The following is a 22047-nucleotide window of genomic DNA, read 5'->3' on the forward strand; positions in this document are numbered from 1 at the left end:
GGGAATGAGGATATTTATGTTAATACTAAATTCAGGGAAAGGGGGAGAAAGGTCTCCGTGAAGCCGCTTATTTGAATTTGACGGCTGCTTCTTCTATAGGCAAACCTGCCTTGTAGCTTTCGATGTATGTGTTGAAGCCGGCTACATCTTCGGGTGTGGGTGATACCTCGACACCAGCATCGCTGACAAATACACTTTCATCCAGGAAATCGGCAAGAGATTGACCCTTTTTATTGTTTACCAGGTAAGAACCCAGCAGGGCAATTCCCCATGCACCGCCTTCACCGGCTGTTTCCATAACAGATATGGGCGAGTTGATGGCTGCTGCAAGTACTCTTTGACCGACTCCTTTGGTTCTGAACAATCCTCCGTGACCTGTGATTCTGTCGACTTTGATCTTTTCTTCGTTGAACAAGATGTCGTTGCCAATCTTGAGAACTCCGACTGAGGCGTACAAATGAGCCCGCATAAAGTTTGCAAGGTTGAACTTGTCATTGGCCGAACGTACGAACAAAGGTCTTCCCTCGGCAAGTCCCGTAACAGGTTCGCCTGAAATGTAGTTGTAGGAGAGGAGACCACCGCAATCGGTATCACCGGTAAGGGCAATGTTATAAAGTTTGCCATAGAGTTCATCCATATCTACAGGTATACCCAGAAGTTCCTGGTATTCTTTGAACAGGTTGACCCATGCGTTAAGATCCGAAGTACAGTTGTTGCAATGTACCATGGCTACGAGGCTTCCGTCGGGAGTGGTGACCATGTCGATCATTTCGTATGGCTTCGACAATTCTTTTTCCAATACGATCATAGAGAAAGAAGAAGTACCTGCCGATACGTTGCCGGTGCGTTGCTTGACGGCGTTGGTTGCTACCATGCCGGTGCCTGCGTCTCCTTCCGGTGGGCAGACCGGTATTCCTGCCTTCAGATGACCGGATGCATCGAGTTTTTTACAGCCTTCCGGTGTGAGGACACCGGCATTTTCACCAGCCGACAATACTTTGGGCAGAATGTCTTCCAGTTTCCAACTGTATTCTTTCGAAGCAATCAGATTGTTGAATTTGGCCACCATTTCGGCGGAATAGTTGTTGGTAGTCGGATCTATGGGGAGCATACCCGATGCGTCACCAATGCCCAACACCTTTTCGCCTGTTATCTGCCAATGTACATAACCTGCAAGAGTTGTCAGGAACTTGATGTCTTTGACGTGCGCTTCGTTGTCCAGAATAGCCTGGTACAAATGAGAAATGCTCCATCTCAAAGGGATGTTATAGACAAATAATTCGGATAATTCTGCCGCAGCACGGCCTGTATTGGTATTTCTCCAAGTGCGGAAAGGCACGAGGATTTCTTCTTTTTCATTGAAAGGCATGTAACCATGCATCATGGCGCTGACACCGATGGCTGCCAGTGTTTCGATCTCTGTGTCGTATAATTTCTTCACGTTGGAGCGGAGGTCGGCGTAGCAATCTTGCAGTCCGGACCAGATGGCATCAATGCTGTAAGTCCAAAGTCCGTTGACCAGTTGATTTTCCCATGTGTGGCTGCCTTGAGCGATAGGTTTGTTTTCCTGGTCAATCAGAACAGCTTTTATTCGTGTAGAACCGAGTTCTATGCCAAGGATAGCTTTACCTGTCTCGATGGTTGATTTTGCATCTAATTTCATGTTGGAAACCGATATTTTAAGGTATAACAATAAGTGTGGAGAACAAAAACTGAGTCTGCTTTCAAAAGGCGGAAGTGTCTTTAATTCGGGTTGAATTAAAAGTCGCCAGTATCCATATTGTGTGTGACTAAAAAGTCGGTACCAATGGAGATGGTACCGATTTTTTTAAGTGGACTCAGTGATTGGTTTTTAGCAAAGCGCTTTGTTCAGCATATAATATACTTCATTCATGCGCAGTTCTTTCTTGAAGCAGCTGATAGTCGTATCTTTATTGATATGTACCATTTCGATGCCTGCGATTTCTGCATAATCTTCCCAGTATTCTGCTGTCAAGTCGTATGAGAAGCAAGAGTGGTGAGTTCCACCGGCCAGAATCCATGCGCCTGCGCCTACTTCGAGGTTAGGCATCGGAATCCAGAGTGCGGAAGCAACCGGCAATTTCGGAAGTGGTTTCGGTTCGATACATTCTACATCGTTTACGATCAGACGGAAACGGTTACCCATATCCACTACAGTTGCGGTGCAGCCTGTTCCTGTCTTTGAAGTGAACACAAGACGGGCAGTCTGGCTCTTACGGATACCTATGCCGAGGAAGTGTACTTCCAGACGAGGCTTGTTAGCTGCGATAAGCGGACAGATCTCCAACATATGTGACTGTAGGATAGAACTGTTGGCACCATCAAAGTTCAGTGTATAGTCTTCGAGGAATGAACAGCCTTTCGGAAGTCCTTGATTCATTACCCATACAGTACGATAAAGAGCAGCCGATTTCCAGTCACCTTCAGCACCGAATCCGTAGCCTTCTGCCATCAGGCGTTGAGAAGCCAGTCCCGGAATCTGATCGAAATAGCTACCGTCAGTCTGACCCAGATCGTCAAAGTTGGTAGTGAATCCTTTGGCGCCTTTCGCTTTGAGGATAGCACGGAGAGCAAGCTCGGCTTTGGCAGCATTCCATACTTTCTGATAAGCTTCGGTTGATTTGTCTTCCAGAGAAGCGTCATGATCGTAGTCATTGAAGTAAGTAGCTACCAAAGCATCTACATCAGCATTTTTGATATCTTTGTGATATTCCATCAGCTCGCTTGCCGGGCAATAATCTACATGATAGCCCATGCGTTGTTCTGCTTCTACCTTGTCACCATCGGTTACGGCTACATTATTCATCTGATCGCCGAAACGGATGATCAGCATATCCTGAGAGTCTGCCCAACCTGCGCAAACACGCATCCAGACAGCAATCTTATGCAATGTTTCTTCTTCTTTCCAGTAGCCTACCACTACTTTGCGACGGATGCGCATACGGGTACAGATATGTCCGAACTCGCGGTCGCCGTGAGCTGACTGGTTCAGATTCATAAAGTCCATATCCATTGTATCCCAAGGAATTTCCTTGTTGAATTGAGTATGCAGGTGCAGCAATGGTTTCTTTAATTGTTGCAGACCATGAATCCACATTTTAGCAGGAGAGAAAGTATGCATCCAAGTGATGACGCCTACACATTTGTCATCGTTGTTGGCTGCTTTGAATACAGCTTCCACCTCTTTAGAAGAGTTGGCCGTTCCTTTGTATACTACTTTAACAGGAAGTTTGCCCGATTCATTCAGACCGTTAACCATTTCGTTAGAGTGTGCGTCTACTGCGATTACTGCATCACCTCCGTACAAGAGCTGTGCTCCTGTTACGAACCATACTTCATACTGATCAAATACGTTATTCATAATTTATTGAATTGACAATTGACAATTGACAATTGACAATGAGAGAATGTCGAAAGTCAAATGGCAATTGCGGGTTATTATTAATTGTTTTTTGTTGTTTTAATTATAGATATTAATAATTTGTTTATTTCTGTGCTGTCATTATTGATGCTCTCATATTGTTCCCGAGTGATATACTCTGTTCTAATCAATAATTCCAGCCAATACTCTGTTTCGTTCGCTTCCTTAAGTGCTATATTCAGCTTATTAATAAAATCAGCCCGACTTTGTGCTTGCTCAGCCTCACGAATATTGGCACCAATACTGGTCCCGGATCGCAATATTTGCTTACTCATCACAAACTCCTTTTGTTCATTTACTAAAAACTTATATAAATTCACAATCCGAACAGCGAACTCCAAACTTTTATCTTTTACTACATTATCCTTCATGTCCTCTCGCATTAATTGTCAATTGTCAACTGTCAATTGTCAATTATTTTATTGTCCGTAGTAAGCGTTCGGACCATGCTTGCGGCTGAAGTGTTTCTCTACCAGCAGCGGGTTCATTGTTAAATTGGGATTCACGGCATAAGCAATGCTTGCCATTTTGGCAACTTGTTCCATCACTACTGCATTGTGTACGGCATCGTGTGCGTCTTTTCCCCAAGAGAAAGGACCATGATTCTTGACCAATACTCCCGGTGTATGTACAGGGTTCAGGCCTTCGAAACGTTTTACGATCACGTTTCCGGTTTCCAGTTCATAGGCACCTTTTACTTCAGCTTCCGTCATATCCGCTGTGCAGGGGATTGCATCATGGAAATAGTCAGCGTGAGTTGTCCCGATATTGGGAATATCACAACCGGCCTGCGCCCATGCGGTAGCATAAGTAGAGTGGGTATGCACCACTCCGCCGATTTCGGGGAATGCTTTGTAGAGTACCACGTGAGTAGGAGTATCTGAGGATGGCTTCAGCCGTCCTTCGACGACTTTGCCATCCAGGTCCACTACTACCATATCTTCCGCTTTCATATCATCATAACTGACTCCACTGGGTTTGATGACTACCAGTTCCGTTTCACGGTCGATGGCAGAAACATTTCCCCATGTAAAGATGACTAATCCATGCTTTACCAATTCGAGATTGGCATGAAATACTTTTTCTTTCAGTTCTTCCAGCATATTGATTATAATTTAAATTTCGGGTCCTTGCGGTAGGCTTTGCCGTTGAATTTATACAAGGCTGCACCCCGTTTGGAACCCAGTTTATCGATTTTATCCGTCTTTTCGATAAAGTCCATTTCTGCGACACGCTTGCGGAAATTCCGTTTGTCCATCGGTTCGCCGTAAATAGCTTCGTAGAGACTTTGCAGTTGGGACAGTGTGAACAGTTTCGGCAACAGATTGAATCCGATAGGCTCGACAGATGCTTTCTGTTTCATCATCTCCCGTGCTTTGTCCACCATCTCCGGATGGTCGAAAATCAGTGCGGGGAGTTCGTTGATGTTTACCCAGTAAGCATTGTGCTTCTGAACCAGTTCGCGGTCGTACTCATTGATGTTGATCAGCGCATAGTAGGCAATCGAAACTACCCTTTCGCCTGGATCGCGGTCGATGGCGCCGAAGGCTCCCACCTGTTCCATGTATACGTTTTCCAAACCTGTAAGTTCAGCCAGTACACGTTTGGCAGCGTCGTCCACGCTTTCGTCTTTTTGCACGAATCCTCCCATCAGTGACCATTCGCCCATTGCCGGTTCGAAGTTTCTCTTCAGCAGCAGCAGGCTTATTTCGCCTTCATTAAAACCGAAGATGATGCAGTCGATACCGAGATAGAAGGTAGGATTCGAACTATAATAGTTTTTCATCGTTTGAATGAATTTATTTAATTACCAGAAATACCAGTAGAAGGCACCTGTGATAGCAAGGATGATTACTGTATGAATGATATCCCAGTGATCCCAGCTTGCGCGGGTAGCCGCTTTTTGTTCTTTCGTTGCCGTACCGAATACCAGTCCCTGAATCTTTTCAGCTGTCGGAGCTTCCGTGGCAAGGCTGACTACGATGACTACGATGATACAGAACAGGAACATCCATCCGCAGAAGAACAGCCAGTTCATATCGTAGAACAAATATTTGAAGGTAGAATCTGCCACTTCACCTGCGTTGCTGTAATATACTTTGGCACCCAGACGAGTCAGACCGATGATCATACCGGCGATCAATCCCCACATACCACCTTGTGCGGAAGTACGTTTCCAGCAGATACCCAGCAGGAAGGCAGCGGCAATACCCGGAGCCAATACAGACTGAACGTCCTGCAAATAAGTATAAAGTACATCACCTACGCTACGCATGATAGGAATCCAGAGAATACCGAGGATTACGATCACTACAGTTGCTATCTGACCAATACCCACCAGTTTCTTTTCCGGAGTCTCCGGACGGAAGCGTTTGTAGAAATCGATTGTAAACAACATGGCAGATGAGTTGAACAGTGAAGCCAGCGAACTCATCAAGGCAGCGAGGATACCGCATACTACCAGACCTTTCACACCGGCAGGAAGCAATTTAGCTACCAGAGTAGGGAAGGCGGCGTCAGCGTTGGCAGTACCATTGGCAAGCATTGGGAGGAAACCTTCGCCACCGGCACCGATATATTTCTGATGTAATGCGAAAGCAATCATACCCGGAATCAGGAACAGGAATACAGGCAACAGCTTCAGGTAAGCGCCGAAGATAGTACCGCGACGAGCCTCTTTTTCATTCTTTCCGGAAAGTACACGTTGTACGATGAACTGGTCAGTACACCAGTACCAGAAACCGATAATGGCAGAACCGATAAGTGCACCCAGCCAAGGGAAGTTCGCATCATCGTTGCTGCGGATCAGATTGGTCATGGTGTCACCATAATCGTTTACCGTCACAGCACCGCACACTCTCATCATTTCGTCCCAGCCTCCCAGTTCTTTGAAACCGAGCACAAGGATAATCAACGAGCCTAACAGAAGAATCGGAGTCTGAAGTACAGAAGTATAAAGTACCGATTTCATACCACCGAAGATCGTATATAGTGCAGTGAGAACAACCAGTCCGATGGCGGCAATCCAGAAGAAGTCGATTCCCCAGAGTTCCTTGATGCCGAATACTTGCTGGAATACCAGTCCGCCGGCATATACTGTCACTGCTACCTTGGTCAATACATAACTTACCAGTGAGATGACCGATAAGATGGTACGTGACTGAGGATTGTAACGGCGTTCCAGAAATTCCGGCATCGTGTATACCATGCTTCGTGAATAGAAAGGTACGAATACCCATCCCAGAATCAGGATCATCCATCCCTGAATTTCCCAGTGAGCCATCGCCATACCGCTTGAAGCTCCTGCTCCCGCCAGTCCGATCAAGTGTTCCGAGCCGATGTTTGATGCGAAGATAGAGGCACCGATCGCAAGCCATGTTGCGTCACGTCCGCCTAAGAAATAATCTGCCGAGTCATTTTGTTTTTGTCTGACTACCCAAACAATAATACCTATCAGAGCCAAAAAGAAGACTCCAATTACTAGCCAATCTAATGCTTCCACAATAAATTTGATTTATAAGTTAATATTATTTCTCTGTCGAGAATTTAAAGATACATTCGCTGTTGTACGTTTGTCCCGGTTCCAGCACAACGGACGGCCAGTCGGCTTTGTTGGGGCTGTCGGGGTAGTGTTGTGTTTCGAGGCAGACAGAAGCACGTTGGTTGTAAACGATGCCTTTCTTTCCGCTTACGGTTCCGTCGAGGAAGTTACCTGTGTATACCTGAATACCCGGTTCGTTGGTATATACTTCCAATGTGATTCCGGTTTCGGGAGACGTCAGTCTGGCAGCTACCTGCGAGATGTCACCTTTGGTGTTGAGCACCCAGTTGTGATCATATCCGTTGCCGTTCTTGAGTTGGACGAAGTCGTAGTTGTTGATATCTTTGCCTACCGCTTTCGGAGTAGTGAAGTCCATCGGAGTATCTTTGACCGGAGCGATTTCGCCGGTTGTCATGAAGGTGCTGTCTACCGGAGTATAGTAATCTGCATTTACATACATGATGTTGTCTGTCGATGTTTTTGATGGATCACCAGCCAGATTGAAGTAAGAGTGGTTGGTCATGTTGATGATTGTCTTTTTGTCGGTAGTAGCGCTGTACTTGATGTCGATGGCGTTGTCATCTGTCAGTTGATAGGTTACTTTAGCAGTCACATTTCCGGGGAAATTCGCGTCACCGTCCGGAGAGATAAGAGTCAGTTCCAGTGTTGTCGGATCGATAAGGTTGGCTTCGTATACTTGGTATTGCCATCCTTTCGGGCCTCCGTGCAGGCAGTGGCCGAAGTTGTTTTGCGGCAGTTGGATGGTATCTCCGTCCAGTACAAAACGCCCTTGGTTGATGCGGTTGGCGTAACGGCCGATAGAAGCACCGAAATCACTGGGTACATTAATATAATCAGCAATGCTGTCAAAACCTAAAACTACATCCTGCATCTTGCCGTTCTTGTCGGGCACCATGATGGACACGATGCGTCCGCCGAAGTTAGTGATGCATACTTCCATACCCGCCTTATTCTTTAAGGTATAAAGAGCTGTTTGGGCATTGTTCACTTCTGTTTGAAATTTTGCCGGGTCAAGACCGGATAAAGTCAGCTCGGAAGCCGGCTTGTTATTGCACGCGGCAAGCATCAGCGCGGCAATTCCTGCAATTAGAAAATGTTTTTTCATGGTTTTATTTTTAATGTAAATGAGATGCTTATCTTATTTTGGGTGTAAAAGTAACACTTTTGTTTGGTGTATCAAATACACTCTTATATGTTGTGCAACATAAAAGGATAAGAACTTTACTGTTACGTATAAAACTATCGCATGTTCCTGTCTTCGGAGCGGGATCGTTATATTGCATTTTCTCTTTCTATATAGAGCTGGATAGTTTCTGGGGCTTGGAACCAGAGTTTCACCAGCTTGAAACTAAAGTTTCTTCAGTTTGAAACTAAAGTTTCCTCTGCTTGAAACTAGAGTTTCATCCGCTTGGAACTGTTGGTTCCGGCATATGGAAACGAATGGACCTATGTACTTCCCTAATAATGGTTGACTTGTTTATCTCTAATAGCTGCTATGTGTTGACTAGAAATATTACTAACCCTGGCAGCTGTTTACTTTATTATTTATTATTCCTGCCTCCGGTTTACTTATTTTTTTCTTATTCCTTTAACCGGTTGACTCTTCTCTTTGAAAGAAGAAAAAAGAAAGGAACTCACCCTTTTTCCTCTTTCTATCCCGCTAGCAGGGCATTCTTGGTCTTTTCATAAGCAAATGTACATATTTATTTTTAAGCAAGTGCTACATTCAGATACTTTTCTCTGTAGCTTATCCATCTTTTCCTGATAGGTCCTTGCATTTCTCCTGCCTGTACCGGGGTAAGCATATCCAAGCTCATATGAGGCCTTTCGTTGTTATAGAAGTGAACGGCTGTTGCTACAGCTTTTCTGACTTCCTGTATTGAACTAAAGCGCATTCCTTGCAGCAATTCATTCTTTATAATGCCATTCACACGCTCAGCTATGGCATTGTCCTTGGGATTGCCATCCTCTGTCATGCTGGGAAGAATCCCGTTATGTCGTAATATGGCAATATAATCCGCACTGGCATATTGTACGCCTCGGTCGGAGTGATGGATCAAACCCTTAATCTCCTTTGCAGCTATGCGTCTGACTGCCATTTCCAGAGCTTCCACTGTGTAACAGCTTCCCAGAGTATCACCTACGCAATACCCAATGATCTCCTTCGTATAGGCGTCTGTCACCAGAGACAGGTAGCAGAACACATAACTGCCGTCAGGCAACCATATGGTAATGTAAGTGATATCACTAACCCACAGCTGATCAGGATGTTCTAATAGCAATGTCCTGGTTAAATCAGGATACTGTGGCAAGTGATGAGAGGAGTCTGTCGTACGTGGAGCCCGAAAACGTTTGCGTATTGTCAGCTTATACTTGGACAATATAGCACAGAAACAGTCACGCCCAACAAAGGCCTGGCTGGTGCCGAACTCATTACGGTACATCAGCCAAAGTTTCATCCCCCCAATACCAGGGTCCTTTGAACGCACACGTTTGACAAACTCAAGAACAAAACGTTCACGGGCCGAACTATCCGTACTATGGTCAACATACTTATAAAAGGCTTGCTTTGTTACACCAAACAATTTGCAAAGAGAGACCACCGTATAGGCATGCCTCCCTTTACAAAGCCTTTTTATTGTTTGGTACCAGCTTTTTTTCGGATAGGAAGATTAAACATCTCCTCGGCAACATCAATCATCGTATCGAAGGCGTGCGCACGCATTTTAGCATCTTTAAGCTCTGCACGTAAACGCTCATTCTCAAGACGTAAGGCAGTAATTGAGGAGGATTCATCCGAGGACTTGGGAGACTTGTTCTTTTTCATATAAGCGGATATTTCAGGATTAGAATCCTCAAAGATACGAACCCAACGCCAAAATGTAATGCGGGCAATCCCTTTTTCTTGGGCAAAACGAGAAACTGAGAAATTCGAACGATAGAAATCGCCAAGAAGTTCAAGCTGATAAGGACTAAAGGTCATGTCACTCTTTTTCATCTTTTATTCATTTTAGTTGATACTTATAGTAGTCAACCAAATCCAGGGTAAGACACTACGCATGACCTGTCGGCAAAGTCCGGTAGATATAGAGCACTGTGACAGCAAAAATTGCCATCACAGTGCTGTCACTAGTTGCTGTCACTGCTTTACTTCTTCATTATAAGCGAGTTATGCTCTGCTTTGTGACGGTGACAGCAAAACACATATTTATTTTTCTATAGAGGGTTATTGGAGTTTCTTCCCCCAATATGTCTTTTGATTACCCTGGGCCGCATACACAATCGTATGTGTCCGCGGACTGGCTTCCCAGTCGACTTCACGTTGCAGATAGAGTACTACTCCGGCGCTTGTCGTGATGGTTTGAGTCGCTGCATCAAATGTCCATGTAGCATTTTTCCAGCTGCCGGAAGTTATCTTATGCGTACCGAGATCATAAGTCATCGTTTCGGACGTTCGTTGGGTGCCCGTACTGGTGGTCAATGCCAGATGTTCCCAGTCTCCGGCTATTTCATTTTCCGTGATAGGCGCTTGCGGAACGGCTCCGTAACGTTCGGGCATAACGAGAGGCCAGCCGTTGGCATCCCAGCGGATGCTGCGTACATGTCCCATCATGATGGCGTTGGAGTATTCATTGCCGCCTACGTTCACAGGGAAACGTCCTTGTGAAGTATAGAACCAGTTGCCGGCTCCGTCATCGAAGATGCCGCAATGGGAAATTCCTACCCAGCCGTAGCTGTTGTCGAACCGGTAAGGAGCAGTCAGTATCGGATATAGTTGCGCGCTTCCCATAGCGGAATTTCCGTGTATGTCTACATAAGGGCCGTCGATGTTTTTAGAACGGCAGACACGTGTATTATATTCTACCGACAGTGAACCGTAAGCCAGGAACAGATAGTAATAACCGTCACGATAGATCACTTCGGGACCTTCGGATGCCTGCCAGCGGCTGGTGCCACGTGTGGCGATTATCTTTCCATAACCCGAATTGTCTTCCCCTGTGATGTCCCAGGGATTTCCCAAAGCATTCAGCGGTTTGCCGTCTTCCGGATTTACCTGTAGGGCAGCGATACCGCTGTGCCATGAACCATAGATCAGCCAGTGTTCGCCATTTTCCGTTATTATATAAGTAGGGTCGATCGCATTGATTTTAAAATACCCTTCCCAGTCATTGATGCTGCTGCGCCCATAATCCGTCTTTCCCTTATCGCTGGCAGAGCAGACAACGAATCCTTTGTCTTCCCATATATTACTTGCCGGATCGGAAGTTTCCATCAGTCCGATAAACGCGCGTTCGGTCCATGAACCGTCAAAGTTGCCGTTGTTCTCAATTTCCGGTTTTCCGGTTTGGATGTAGTTCGTGATTACGATGGAATAATACATACGGTATTTTCCGTTCGATACTTTTCGTGCAACAGGTGCCCAGTATCCGTAAGACGGATTGTCAATCGGTTCCAGTCCCATCTCCTGACGGTAGGCATTCAGCTTTTCTTTGATCCATGTCGGGGGCGTTTCACTCATAGTTGCTCCCAGGTACTCCCAGTTTACGAGGTCTTTGGAACGCCGTGCGTGGAAGTGTCCGTTTCCGCTGTGCGCGTTGCCGTAAGAAGCGTCTGTCTGATACATATAGTAATATCCGTCATCGGTTTTCATTACCGTAGGGTCGTGTACGTTGGCAAGGTTCCAGTCATAACGGTTGCTCCAGGCTGAGAAACTTGTGTAGTCGTCTACATACGTGGGTGCTTCGTACGCTGCCAGTTCATCGCTCAGTGTCTCGGCGGGAGTCGTGAAAGAAGTTTCCTCCGAGTATCTGGGCTCTTCGTTGTAAAGGGTGACAAAGGCTCTTACGTAATACGTCGTCTGTGGAGTCAGGCCGGTCAGGGTCGTACTGATTTCCGATCCTCTGACTTCGGAGGTCGTGTCATAAATGTCCGGATGGGATGCCGTGGCGTAGCAGAATCCCCGTTTGACGATATTCACTCCTTCCGTTCCGCTGATATTGGCGGATAAGGTTGCTTTGTTATACCCCACATTCGTATATGCCGGCGTTGTGATGCTTAAAGCTCCTGATGCGGAGTTTTCATCGTCGTCGCTGCACGCTGCCAGAGCGAGCGTGCAACAGAGTAGAAGATAGATGGTCTTTAAGTATTTCATATCTCAGTCTTTCTTTTTTAGATTGTTTTGATGTTTATTCGTTAGAAGCGCTTCCGGTGTCCCATCCCGGATTCTGTCCCAGATTGGGTGCCCGTTTCACTTCGTTGGCAGGTATCGGGAAATAGTAACTCTTGGGATTGACAAACGTGCGTGAATTGACCGTTTCTGCCAGTCCGAAGGTATAGGAGGGAGTATCTGCGTTGCCGGTGACCTTCACTCCATAAAGATTCAGCAACTGGTTGTAACGGGGCTTTCCGGTTTCTCCCGTAGAGGTTACATTGTCATATAGTTTCCAGCGGCGTACATCGAAGAAACGATGATCTTCGAAAGCCAGTTCGATGCGTCTCTCGTTGCGGATACGTTCGCGGAGTTCACTTTGCGACATATCTGCGTAGGCCGGCATACCGGCACGGGCGCGTACCTCATTGATGTAACTGTATGCCTTGGCAGGACCTTCCGCTTCATTATAGGCTTCGGCGGCATTCAGCAGAATTTCGCCATAACGGAAAATCATCCATGCGTGAGGATAGGTGGCCGGTTCTTTGCAGGAAATGTTATTCACGAACTTTTTCAGATAGTATCCGGTGTAGGTGCCTCCCATGGCTGAGGTGTAATCCACTCCTTTGTCCGCATCCGAGTTGTAGCGTACGTCGATGGCACGTCTTTCTTCTTTGTCGGCACGTCCCCACATCATGCCTTGATAGAAGATGGTTTGTGCCAGACGCGGGTCACGGTCTTTATACGGATTGGCGGCATCGTAGGTACTGCCGTTCTCATCGATCCGTTTGCCGTTGCTCATTTCGTAAGCGTCCACCAGATTCTGTGTCGGGTTGGTACGTCCGTTTCCGGAGAAAGAACCGGTAAAGCCTACCGGCAGGAATACTTTTTCTACCTGATTGGTATTCCATACAGAGCGTGCAAGGATAATTTCATTGTTGTATACCGGATTGGTCGTGAAACATTCGTAATAGTCATTCTCCGGATTTCCCGTATTGTACAGTCGGTAAGGGTAACTTTGCTTGTTATTCTGAGTGATGAAGTCGGCTGCTGCCTGCGCCGCATTCGCCCAGTATGCGGTGTTGCCGTCCGGATTGTTCAGTTTGGAAGCACGGTAGAGCAGGGCTCTTGCCTTTAAAGCATAAGCGGCGGCTCCGTTGACACGTCCCCAGTTGGATGCTTCATCGCTGTAGCGGAAAGGGAGCTGGTTTTTGATCTGGTCGCATTGGTCGGCTACCCATTCAAGTGCTTCGGCAGCGGGAGTACGGAACATGTTCATTGCCGAAGGATCGGACAAGTCGAAGATGATCGGTTCGCCGGATTCATCTTCCGCAATGACAGGGGCAGCGCCGAACCAGCAGATTAAGTCGAAATGGAAGATAGCGCGAAGCAGTCTGGCTTCTGCACAGTAACGGTCGTAAAGGCGGTTGTCATCGCCGTCTTTCTCCGTATTTCCTACTACGGATGCCTTGGCGTTCTTCAGAAACATATTACATTTCCGAATCCCGTATAAGTCGGTGTTCCAGAAGCCCAGCAGGGGATGGTCGCCGGCGGTGTATCCGTCGCTGCCGATCTTTGTATAATAATGAAGTCCCCAGCAGGTCACTGCATTATCCGTCATACAGTCACGTGAAGCACCTGTGAACTGGTCGTCCGACAGTGGCGCCAGTCCGTCCGGCAGATTCGTGTAGATGTTGGCGAGGAACTCGCGTGTCAGGTTCTGGTTATTGAACACTTTCTTTTCAGATAAGGAGGCATCGTACTCTTTGTCGAGGTAGTCGCTGCACGAACTGCCTGCGAGTGCGAGGACCAGAGTAACTATATAAGTTGATATTCTTTTCATAATTCTTTGCTGTTTTATTGAATGATTAGAATCCGATATTCACACCGAACGTAAATGAACGTGTCTTGGGATATGCCCAGATATAGTTGGTCGGGTTTTCCGGATCAAAGCCTTTAGGCAGATGGCTCCAGTTGCACAGGTTGTAGCCGCTGAAGTAAAGACGGCATTTCGTCATATTGACTTTAGAAATCAATCGTGCAGGAAGTGAGTAGCCGACTTCCACATTGCGCAATGAAAGGAAATCTCCATTGACTACCCAGATGGTAGACTCATTGTAAGGATAGTTCCGGTCGAGGTCACTGAAGGAAGTAGACAAACGCGGATATTTGGCGTTGATATTGCGCGGGTCTGTCGGATCATCGGTATAATATCCCCATGTGTTGGTGATTTCATGAGTGGAAGTACCTCCCCAGCCGAAACCATAGTCCATATTCTCGCGACAGGGAACGGTGCGGTTCAGATAAGCCGTCAGCACGGCACGTGCGTCGAAACCTTTCCAACTGAAACCTAAACGGATGGTCGGGATTAATTCCGGAATATTTGTGTATCCGGTCGGTACTTTGTCGTAGCTGTCTATTTTACGGTCGCCGTTCGTATCCTGGAATACGGCATTGCCGAGCTTGTATTTACCGGCAGCGTTCCACGGATATTTCTGAGGATTGGCAACGGCATCTTCATACGACTCCGGAATCAGGTCGGGATTACTGGCCCATTGTTTCCAGATCAGGAGCTGGCTTTGGTCGATCCGGTTGCCGGTTCTTGCCTGATAAGCGTAATCGGGAGTCAGTTCATCCATTTCGGTGATCTTGTTGGTGTTGAAGGTCAGCATACCGTCGATATAGTATTCAAAATCACCGATCCGGTTGCTATGTCCTAAAGTGATCTCAAAACCTTTCGTTTCGGCCTTGCCGTAAGAGTCTTGCGGAGCGTTTACACCGAATAAGCCGGGCACGGTGGAACGGGATACCAGAATATTGGAACGCCATTCCTTGAAGAAGTCCACAGAACCGTAGATTTTCTTGTTCCACAAGTCGAAGTCAACGCCGAAGTTTGCCATATCTGAGATTTCCCATTTGATATTCTTGTTGCCGGCTGTCGATTCATATACACCTTCCGTGTAAGATTGGGAAGTACCGAAATTATATCCGCCTCCTTCGGTGAATGTACCTTGGTACGGGTAGCGGCTGACGCCTGTTACGGCTTGTCCTGCCCGTCCATAGGATGCGCGGAGTTTCAGGAGATTCACGAACGAGTTCTTCAGCCATGATTCTTCGGAAAGTACCCATCCCACGGAACCGCCGGGGAATGTTCCGAAGCGTTCGCCGTCGGCATAATTATCACTGCCCATGCGGGAGATATTACCGGAAAGGATATACCGGTTGTTATATACATAGGTAGCCTGTGCATTGTAAGAGAGGTAGCGGTTGGATGATTCCTGTCCGCGTACTACATTCTGATAAGTACGGATAAAAGCCTGGGCATTGACGGCATGTTTGCCGAATGTATGTTCGTATGCCAGTCCGCCGTTCATATTGAGATTATAGTAATAGTCACGTGGAGAAGTGGTGGCATTGGGCAATGCTTTGTACGTTCTCATGCGTTGGTATGTATATTCCGACGGGTCGTTGACATCAGCCATATAGTTATAGTAGTAGACATTGACATCGGCTTGCTGCACCTTCTGGAATGTTTCGTAAGAGTCGAAACTGAACGTCATCTTGGCTTTCAGTCCGGGAACGAGGGCATCCAGGTTTCCGGTAGCCGTTACGGTTGTATAGAGGTTACGGCGGCGGTTCTGCTCCACACCACGTCCGGCGATTTGTGCGGCACCGTTTTTACTGTCGCTGCTGGTTGGCATAAAGAATTCACCGTTCGGGCAGAATACGGGATACACCGGAAGATTTTCGCCGGCTCCCCAGGTAAAGAGGTTCCATACGTCAATGCCCGGTTGGGAGATATTGTCGATACGTCCGCCCAAGTCCATCGATACATTCAGAAACTTGTTTACATCGATGTCGATGTTCGAACGCAGGTTGTAACGGTTCAATACTTCCTGTGTGCTGTATCCTTCGTTCCATTCCGTCCATTTGGTGTCGAACAAACCTTCCTGGCGGAGATAAGAGAAGGAGACATAGTAGCGTGCACGTGCATTACCACCGCTGACAGACAGGTTGGTACGGTATTGCGGAGCTGCATCCCGCAGCATGGTGTCGTGCCAGTTCGTATTGAAGTATTTGTATTTGGCCATTCCTTCCAACTGCTCACCGTTGCAGACACGACGGTAGTATTTCAGGTCTTCATCGGAATATTCGGGACTTAATCCGTCCAGGTATCGTGCCTGATTACGGCTCAGCGCATAGTTATAAGAATTCTGGCTTTCGGGAATTCCGGCAATAGTCTGGAAGCCGACTTCTTGTGTGAAGTTGATTTTAGTCTTACCGGTTTCTCCGCGTTTGGTCGTTACGAGTACTGCGCCGTTGGCTCCACGCATTCCATAGATAGCGGTGGCGGCGGCATCCTTCAATATCGTAATCGATTCAATAGGGTAGGCATCGAGGAATGAGAGGTCACGTTCCACATTGTCGACGATGATCAACGGACTGCGTGCACTGGCATTCATGGTACGGATGCCACGGATATACATAGCTGTTTCACTCCATCCCGGTTCGGATTGCGCCTCATACGTCTCTACACCGGTGACAGTGGAGGTAAACGCATTCTGCAAAACGGTTACCGGATGTTTTTCCAGTTCTTCTCCGGTGACGATGGAGGTGGACTCTGTCACAAACTTCTTGGGTTTGCGGTTGAAAGGAAGCGGAGTCGTATGAGCATATTCATCCAGGTCGGCATCCATGACAATCTTGAAGTTCTCATCAAAGTCGGCAATGGCTGTTGCCGGCAGATAACCTACGCTGCTTACATAAAGCTCGTCGGCAGGTTTTACATTCTTCAAAGTGAAGAAACCGTCCTTGTCCGAGAGTGCGATGCGGCTTGCTTCCGCTACGTTGACCACCGCACCTGCGATAGGTTCACCCTCTGCATTTACGATTCGTCCTTTCAGGACTTTAGCATCTTGCGCCCATCCGTTGCCCAGCATGAAAACTGTGGCTACGGTGAGCAGGATTCTTTTGAATCCTGTCTGTATGTTATTTAATTTCATCGGTTGCATATTCATTCAGTTAATTGTTCCAACCCGGGTTGTTTTCGATATTCGTTTTCCATACTTCTCCTTCCGGTATCGGGTAGAGATACATTTTCTCCGTAAATACCCGGTTCTGGGCAACTTTACGTGTATAGACAAACTTTCCGTTTTCCTTGGTAACCTCCATTCCGTAGATAGGACGTGCCAATGCTTTTTCCGCTACATTCCAGCGACGTACGTCCCATGCGCGATGATCTTCAAAAGCGAGTTCGACGGTACGTTCCTTGCGGATGAAGTTACGGCGGTCGGCAATGGTCTGAAGATCGCTGCGGTCTGTGAGTTTGGCAGTCATCCCTACACGGTCGCGGAGAGGCTGGATGGCATTCAGTACGTCCGCACGTGACCCGCCAGCTTCATTCAAGGCTTCTGCGTAGTTCAATAAGATTTCCGCATAGCGGATGATAATCCAGTTACGGTAGTTGCTGCCGGTATGGTTATTGTTCAGGATCACTTCCGGAATATACTTGCGGGTATAGTATCCGGTCGGCGTTGCATTTGCATTTCCTTGCGGGTTATCCCGTTGTCCTTTGAGTACATTAATTATACCATTCCCCCAATTCACACCGTTGTAGAGCACGGTTGCCGCCAGACGCGGATCACGATTGCTGTAAGGATCATTGCTCTTGTATCCGCTGGCATTGTTGATGGCCGGAGTGGCTGTTCCATTATAAACAGGGGCGCCGGTTTCATCATAACTGCTGAAAGGAGACTGTCCGTTCGCCATATCGTACATATCCACTAAATTCTGTGACGGGCACAAACCTCCGTTGCCGCCTTCGCCTACCGGCGTATCGTTATAGATCGCTCCCCATCCTACAGCTACATCATTACGCCAGAAGATCGTTTCATTATTTTTCTCGTCATGTGCGTTCTTCAGGATGGCGTTGGTATAGCATGTCTTCGGATCGGTATCAGTCGTGTAGAGTCCGTAGAGTGTTCCGTAATCCGTCATGAAGCTTTGCGCTGCATCGGCGGCTTGCTGCCAGCTGATACCCGATTCACTTCTGAAACGGTCGCTTGCCATGTAGAGCATGACACGTGAATACAGTGCACGTGCCATTGGCTGGCTGATACGTCCGGGGTTGCCCGATTCGGCAGAAGTAGCTTTATCCATCAATCCTTCTTCGCAATCTTTCAGTTCTTTCAGAATGAAGTCAACTACATATTCTTTCAAGGAAGGGCGGGTGGTATAGTTGCTGAGCAAGTCTCCGTCCGGATCGAGTACATCTGTAACCAGGGGGACGGGACCGTAGCGGAGAAACATTTCCCAGTAGAAATAAGCACGGAGGAAATGAGCTTCCGCCTTGTATTGTTTCACATAGGTAGCGTGTGCTTCTTCCGAGTCATCCGTAGCTTTGGGCACGTCGTCGATGTTCTTTAACAGCATATTGCATTTGCGGATACCCCGGTAATAGTGTTCCCATGTGCCGGTGAGTTCAGTGGCGGCACCGCTGGCATAATAGTTACCGATGTTGAAACTTGTACGCGTGCCGCCGCTGGCGTAGCTGGTTTCGGCTAAGTCGGTAGCTGCATCCATCCATGAGTTGTTGATGCGGCAGGCACCGTGGCGCAGGAAGTTGTAAGTATCGAAATGGAACTCACGGGTAGTAGTCCATTGGCTGAATACCTCTTCTTCTGTCAGTTCGTTGCTGGGCTGTTTGTCCAGAAAACCACCGAATATATCTTCACAGGAAGTCAGGGCGATTCCGGCGGTTGCCAACCAAAAGGCGGTATATATGATTGTCTTTTTCATGTCTTATATCTGTTAGAATTTAATGTTTACACCAAAGTTCACAGTCTTCATAATTGGGTAACGGTTGGAACCTTCACTTTCCGGATCGCAAAGACCATCCAGTTTATCCCACGTGATGAGATTGTTTGCATTTACATAGACGCGGCATTCGTTCATGGCTACTTTTCTGATCCATCGGGCCGGAAGCGAGTAGCTTAGTTCGATATTCTTCAGACGAAGGAAGTTACCGTTTTTCAGGAAGAACGAGTTTTTACGCTGGTTATGGTCGCCGTAGCTGTCATAATGGAGCAGCGGATAACTGGCATGGGTAAGGTTGTATGCTTCCGACTGGTTGGGATTCCAGCGGTTCAGATGATGTTCTTTTACCTTACCGCCATTCACGAAAGCGTACATTGCTTCCGCATCATAATATCTGGAAACATGATCTACTCCCTGAAACATGATGCTGAATCCGATGCCTTTGTATTCGCATCCCAGAGACAAGGCGTAAGTGTTTTCGGGAACATCGCTATAGCCGATAAATGTTTCATCACGGCTATCGATAAATCCGTCTCCGTTCATATCACGGTATTTCAGGTCACCTACCTGTACATTGCCGAAAGTAGAAACCGGAAAATCGGGATTGTTCAAGTCGGCTTGGGTCACAAAACCATCGCACACCAGACCGAAGTATTGGTTGATCGGATGACCTTCCTGTTTGCGATAAGCTGTCTTTGTGGCGGGTTCGTCCATGTTCCGGATTTCATTGCGGGCGTGTGAGAAAGTCAGACTTGCATTATAGGTAAAGTCCTTTCCGATATGGTTCGCATGTTTCAGTTCGATTTCGAAACCCTTGTTGTTGGTTTCTCCTAGATTGCCGGCAGCCATATTGACGCCAACCCATTGCGGACGGGTGAGATAAGGAGTCAGGATATCGTTTCTCTTTTCGTAGAATACGTCGATATTACCGTTCAGCAGTCCGTTCCATAAACCAAATTCCAGTCCCAGGTTGTATTTGTGAGCACGTTCCCAAGTCACTGCATAGTTAGGGTACTGGCTTTCATAGATACCGGTATATCCGGTTGTTCCGAAGTGATAGTCGTTGGCTATCTGTGTCCACACTGCCTGATACAGGAAACGTTGTTTTACGCCATTCACTTTGTATACATCGTTACCTACTTCACCATAGGATGCACGGATCTTCAGATTGTTCAGCCACTCCTCCGTTCCTTTCATGAAAGCTTCGTTGCTGATTCTCCATCCTACGGAGAAAGAAGGGAAGAAACCGAAGCGTCTGCCTCGCATGAAGTTTTCCGAACCGTTATAGCCGAAGTTGACTTCTGCCAGGTAACGGTCGTCGTAGCCGTATGTGGCACGCCCTACCAGTCCTTGGTAACGTTCGGCAAGGTCTGCCTGATAACGGTAGTCATTTTGGTTGTACAGTGCCATAGCGGTAATGTCATGTTTGCCGAATTTTCGTGCCCAGTTCAGCTGGAATTCCATGTAAAGTTTATAAGTGGTAGTCTGGTCATTGCCCAGATAAGCAAGTTCCGTGTCCGTATTGAACTGGGTATAGGCGTCTATTGAATTGTAATTAGTACGGTCATTCAGCTCATAAGTGGCAAAGTCGGCATTGAAAGCACGCCTATAGTAAGCGTCGTAGTCGAAAGATAACATTCCTTTTGCTGCCAGCCCTTTGGTGAGCCAGTTCATCTTATAATCCACAATGAAATTTGTTTCATTGATCGTATTGGTGGAGCGGTAGAAACCGGCTTTGGCAAAACGTGCCACGATATTATTCTGGTATTGTGAACTGCCACTGTACAATGTCTTCTGGTCTTCACCTTCACCTACGGTATAGGATACCGGAAACAACCATCCCGGTGTATGATTCATTTCATAAAATGCCTGACTGTAAGTTCCGTCTCTCGATTCATTCGAGTTCGGTCCTCTGCGTTCTTCGAAACGTGTCCCGAAGTTGACGGAAAGAGTCAGGTCTTTGGTCATCAGGAAGTCGAGATTGGCACGGAAAGCGAAACGCTTGAAGCTGGAGTTTGACTTGTTTCCGTATTCGTCCTGACTGAATTCCTTGAACAATCCCTGTTGGTTATAATATTCGGCAGAAGTAAAGTAACGCATACGTTTGGTACCGCCCTGTATATTGACATTGTAGCGTTGTGCCGGTGCACTGTTTCGCAAAACGGTGTCATACCAGTCTACATTCGGGTAGAGGAGGGCATCGATTCCGCTGAGTTGTCCTGCTGAGGCTCTTTTATACATTTCGATGTCGGATGCCGAATATTGAGAAGGCAGTCCGTCGTTAGCCAGCGCTTCTTCCAGCAATACAACCGAATTGTAAGAATCCAGATAAGTATCCTGGCGGGTAGGGGACTGTATTTGCCAGTTGGCGGTCAGGCTGACAGTCGGTTTCTGTTCCTTACCGCGTTTTGTTGTAATCAGCATCACACCGTTTGCACCACGCACACCATATACGGCAGTAGCGGAAGCATCTTTCAACGTAGAGATCGATTCGATATCATCCGGAGCAATCTGTGAGAACTCGCGTTCTACACCGTCTACTAAAATCAACGGCTGGTTGTCTCCTGCGAAAGAAGCACGGCCACGGATATAAATCTTCATATCGTCAGCCCCCGGCGCACCGGAAGTCTGAGAAGTGATTACACCCGAAATCTTACCGGCAATCGCTTGTGAAATATTGGCTGCCGGAGATTTCAACAGTTCTTTGGAAGAAACCTGCGAGATGGCACCTACCACACTTTCTTTCTTCTGCGCACCGTATCCGACCACTACGACTTCATCCAGCACTTCCGTGTCTTCCTCCATAGTGATATTCAGTTTCGTCTTGTTGGCTACTGGTATTTCCTGTGTCTTATAACCGATATAACTGATTTGTAACACGGCTTTCGGTCCGACCGTCAGTTTGAAATTACCGTCAAAGTCGGTAATGGTTCCGTTTGTAGTTCCTTTTTCAAGTATGCTTGCACCAATGGCGGCTTCGCCTTTGGTATCAACTACCCGTCCGGTGATCTGCTTGTTCTGCGCATACACCCATTGGCTGAATGTGGCGAGGCAGAGTATCAGTATAAAATTTTTCAT

General features: G+C 47.1%; 14 protein-coding genes. All 14 read right to left on the bottom strand.

All coding sequences use genetic code 11. The annotated features are described in order from the left end of the window. Positions 1-67: 67 nt before the first annotated feature. The 14 genes from BT_RS01710 to BT_RS01775 all read right to left on the bottom strand — a co-directional run bounded on the left by BT_RS01710 (position 68) and on the right by BT_RS01775 (position 22047). Positions 68-1663, bottom strand: coding sequence for a xylulokinase (locus tag BT_RS01710; protein WP_008760641.1), 1596 nt, complete (start codon positions 1661-1663; stop codon positions 68-70). Between the two features lie 189 nt (positions 1664-1852). Further along, a complete protein-coding gene (gene araA, locus BT_RS01715) occupies positions 1853-3382 on the bottom strand; it encodes an L-arabinose isomerase (RefSeq protein WP_008760642.1) in 1530 nt (509 codons plus the stop codon). Positions 3383-3462: 80 nt separating this feature from the next. Beyond that, positions 3463-3813 carry a four helix bundle protein gene (locus BT_RS01720; RefSeq protein WP_016267883.1) on the bottom strand — a complete coding sequence of 117 codons (351 nt, stop codon included), beginning with the start codon at positions 3811-3813 and terminating at the stop codon, positions 3463-3465. A gap of 48 nt (positions 3814-3861) precedes the next feature. Continuing rightward, the gene (locus BT_RS01725) at positions 3862-4545 is read right to left on the bottom strand and encodes an L-ribulose-5-phosphate 4-epimerase (RefSeq protein WP_008766123.1); all 684 of its coding nucleotides are present in this window, start codon (positions 4543-4545) and stop codon (positions 3862-3864) included. A gap of 5 nt (positions 4546-4550) precedes the next feature. Continuing rightward, a complete protein-coding gene (locus tag BT_RS01730) occupies positions 4551-5228 on the bottom strand; it encodes an NUDIX hydrolase (protein WP_008760645.1) in 678 nt (225 codons plus the stop codon). A gap of 21 nt (positions 5229-5249) precedes the next feature. Continuing rightward, the gene (locus BT_RS01735; RefSeq protein WP_008766122.1) at positions 5250-6944 is read right to left on the bottom strand and encodes a sodium:solute symporter; all 1695 of its coding nucleotides are present in this window, start codon (positions 6942-6944) and stop codon (positions 5250-5252) included. 25 nt (positions 6945-6969) lie between these two features. Next, entirely contained in the window at positions 6970-8109 is a 1140-nt protein-coding gene (locus tag BT_RS01740) for an aldose epimerase family protein (protein ID WP_011107212.1), read from the bottom strand. A 604-nt stretch (positions 8110-8713) separates the two neighbouring features. Continuing rightward, complete coding sequence (locus BT_RS01745; RefSeq protein ID WP_008765456.1) at positions 8714-9607, bottom strand: IS3 family transposase; 894 nt, start codon at positions 9605-9607, stop codon at positions 8714-8716. Positions 9608-9639: 32 nt separating this feature from the next. After that, complete coding sequence (locus tag BT_RS01750) at positions 9640-10002, bottom strand: hypothetical protein (RefSeq protein ID WP_008765457.1); 363 nt, start codon at positions 10000-10002, stop codon at positions 9640-9642. Positions 10003-10230: 228 nt separating this feature from the next. Further along, a complete protein-coding gene (locus BT_RS01755) occupies positions 10231-12156 on the bottom strand; it encodes an arabinan endo-1,5-alpha-L-arabinosidase (protein ID WP_011107215.1) in 1926 nt (641 codons plus the stop codon). A gap of 34 nt (positions 12157-12190) precedes the next feature. Further along, positions 12191-13996 (bottom strand): RagB/SusD family nutrient uptake outer membrane protein, encoded by a 1806-nt coding sequence (locus tag BT_RS01760; protein WP_011107216.1) that lies wholly within the window; start codon positions 13994-13996, stop codon positions 12191-12193. A gap of 25 nt (positions 13997-14021) precedes the next feature. After that, positions 14022-17171 (bottom strand): SusC/RagA family TonB-linked outer membrane protein, encoded by a 3150-nt coding sequence (locus tag BT_RS01765; RefSeq protein WP_011107217.1) that lies wholly within the window; start codon positions 17169-17171, stop codon positions 14022-14024. A 4-nt stretch (positions 17172-17175) separates the two neighbouring features. After that, on the bottom strand, positions 17176-18951 hold the full coding sequence (locus tag BT_RS01770; protein ID WP_008760650.1) for a RagB/SusD family nutrient uptake outer membrane protein: 1776 nt from the start codon (positions 18949-18951) through the stop codon (positions 17176-17178). A gap of 12 nt (positions 18952-18963) precedes the next feature. After that, positions 18964-22047, bottom strand: a complete 3084-nt coding sequence (locus BT_RS01775) for a SusC/RagA family TonB-linked outer membrane protein (RefSeq protein WP_011107218.1) — start codon at positions 22045-22047, stop codon at positions 18964-18966.

The organism is Bacteroides thetaiotaomicron VPI-5482 (assembly GCF_000011065.1).
Taxonomy (GTDB): Bacteria; Bacteroidota; Bacteroidia; order Bacteroidales; family Bacteroidaceae; genus Bacteroides; species Bacteroides thetaiotaomicron.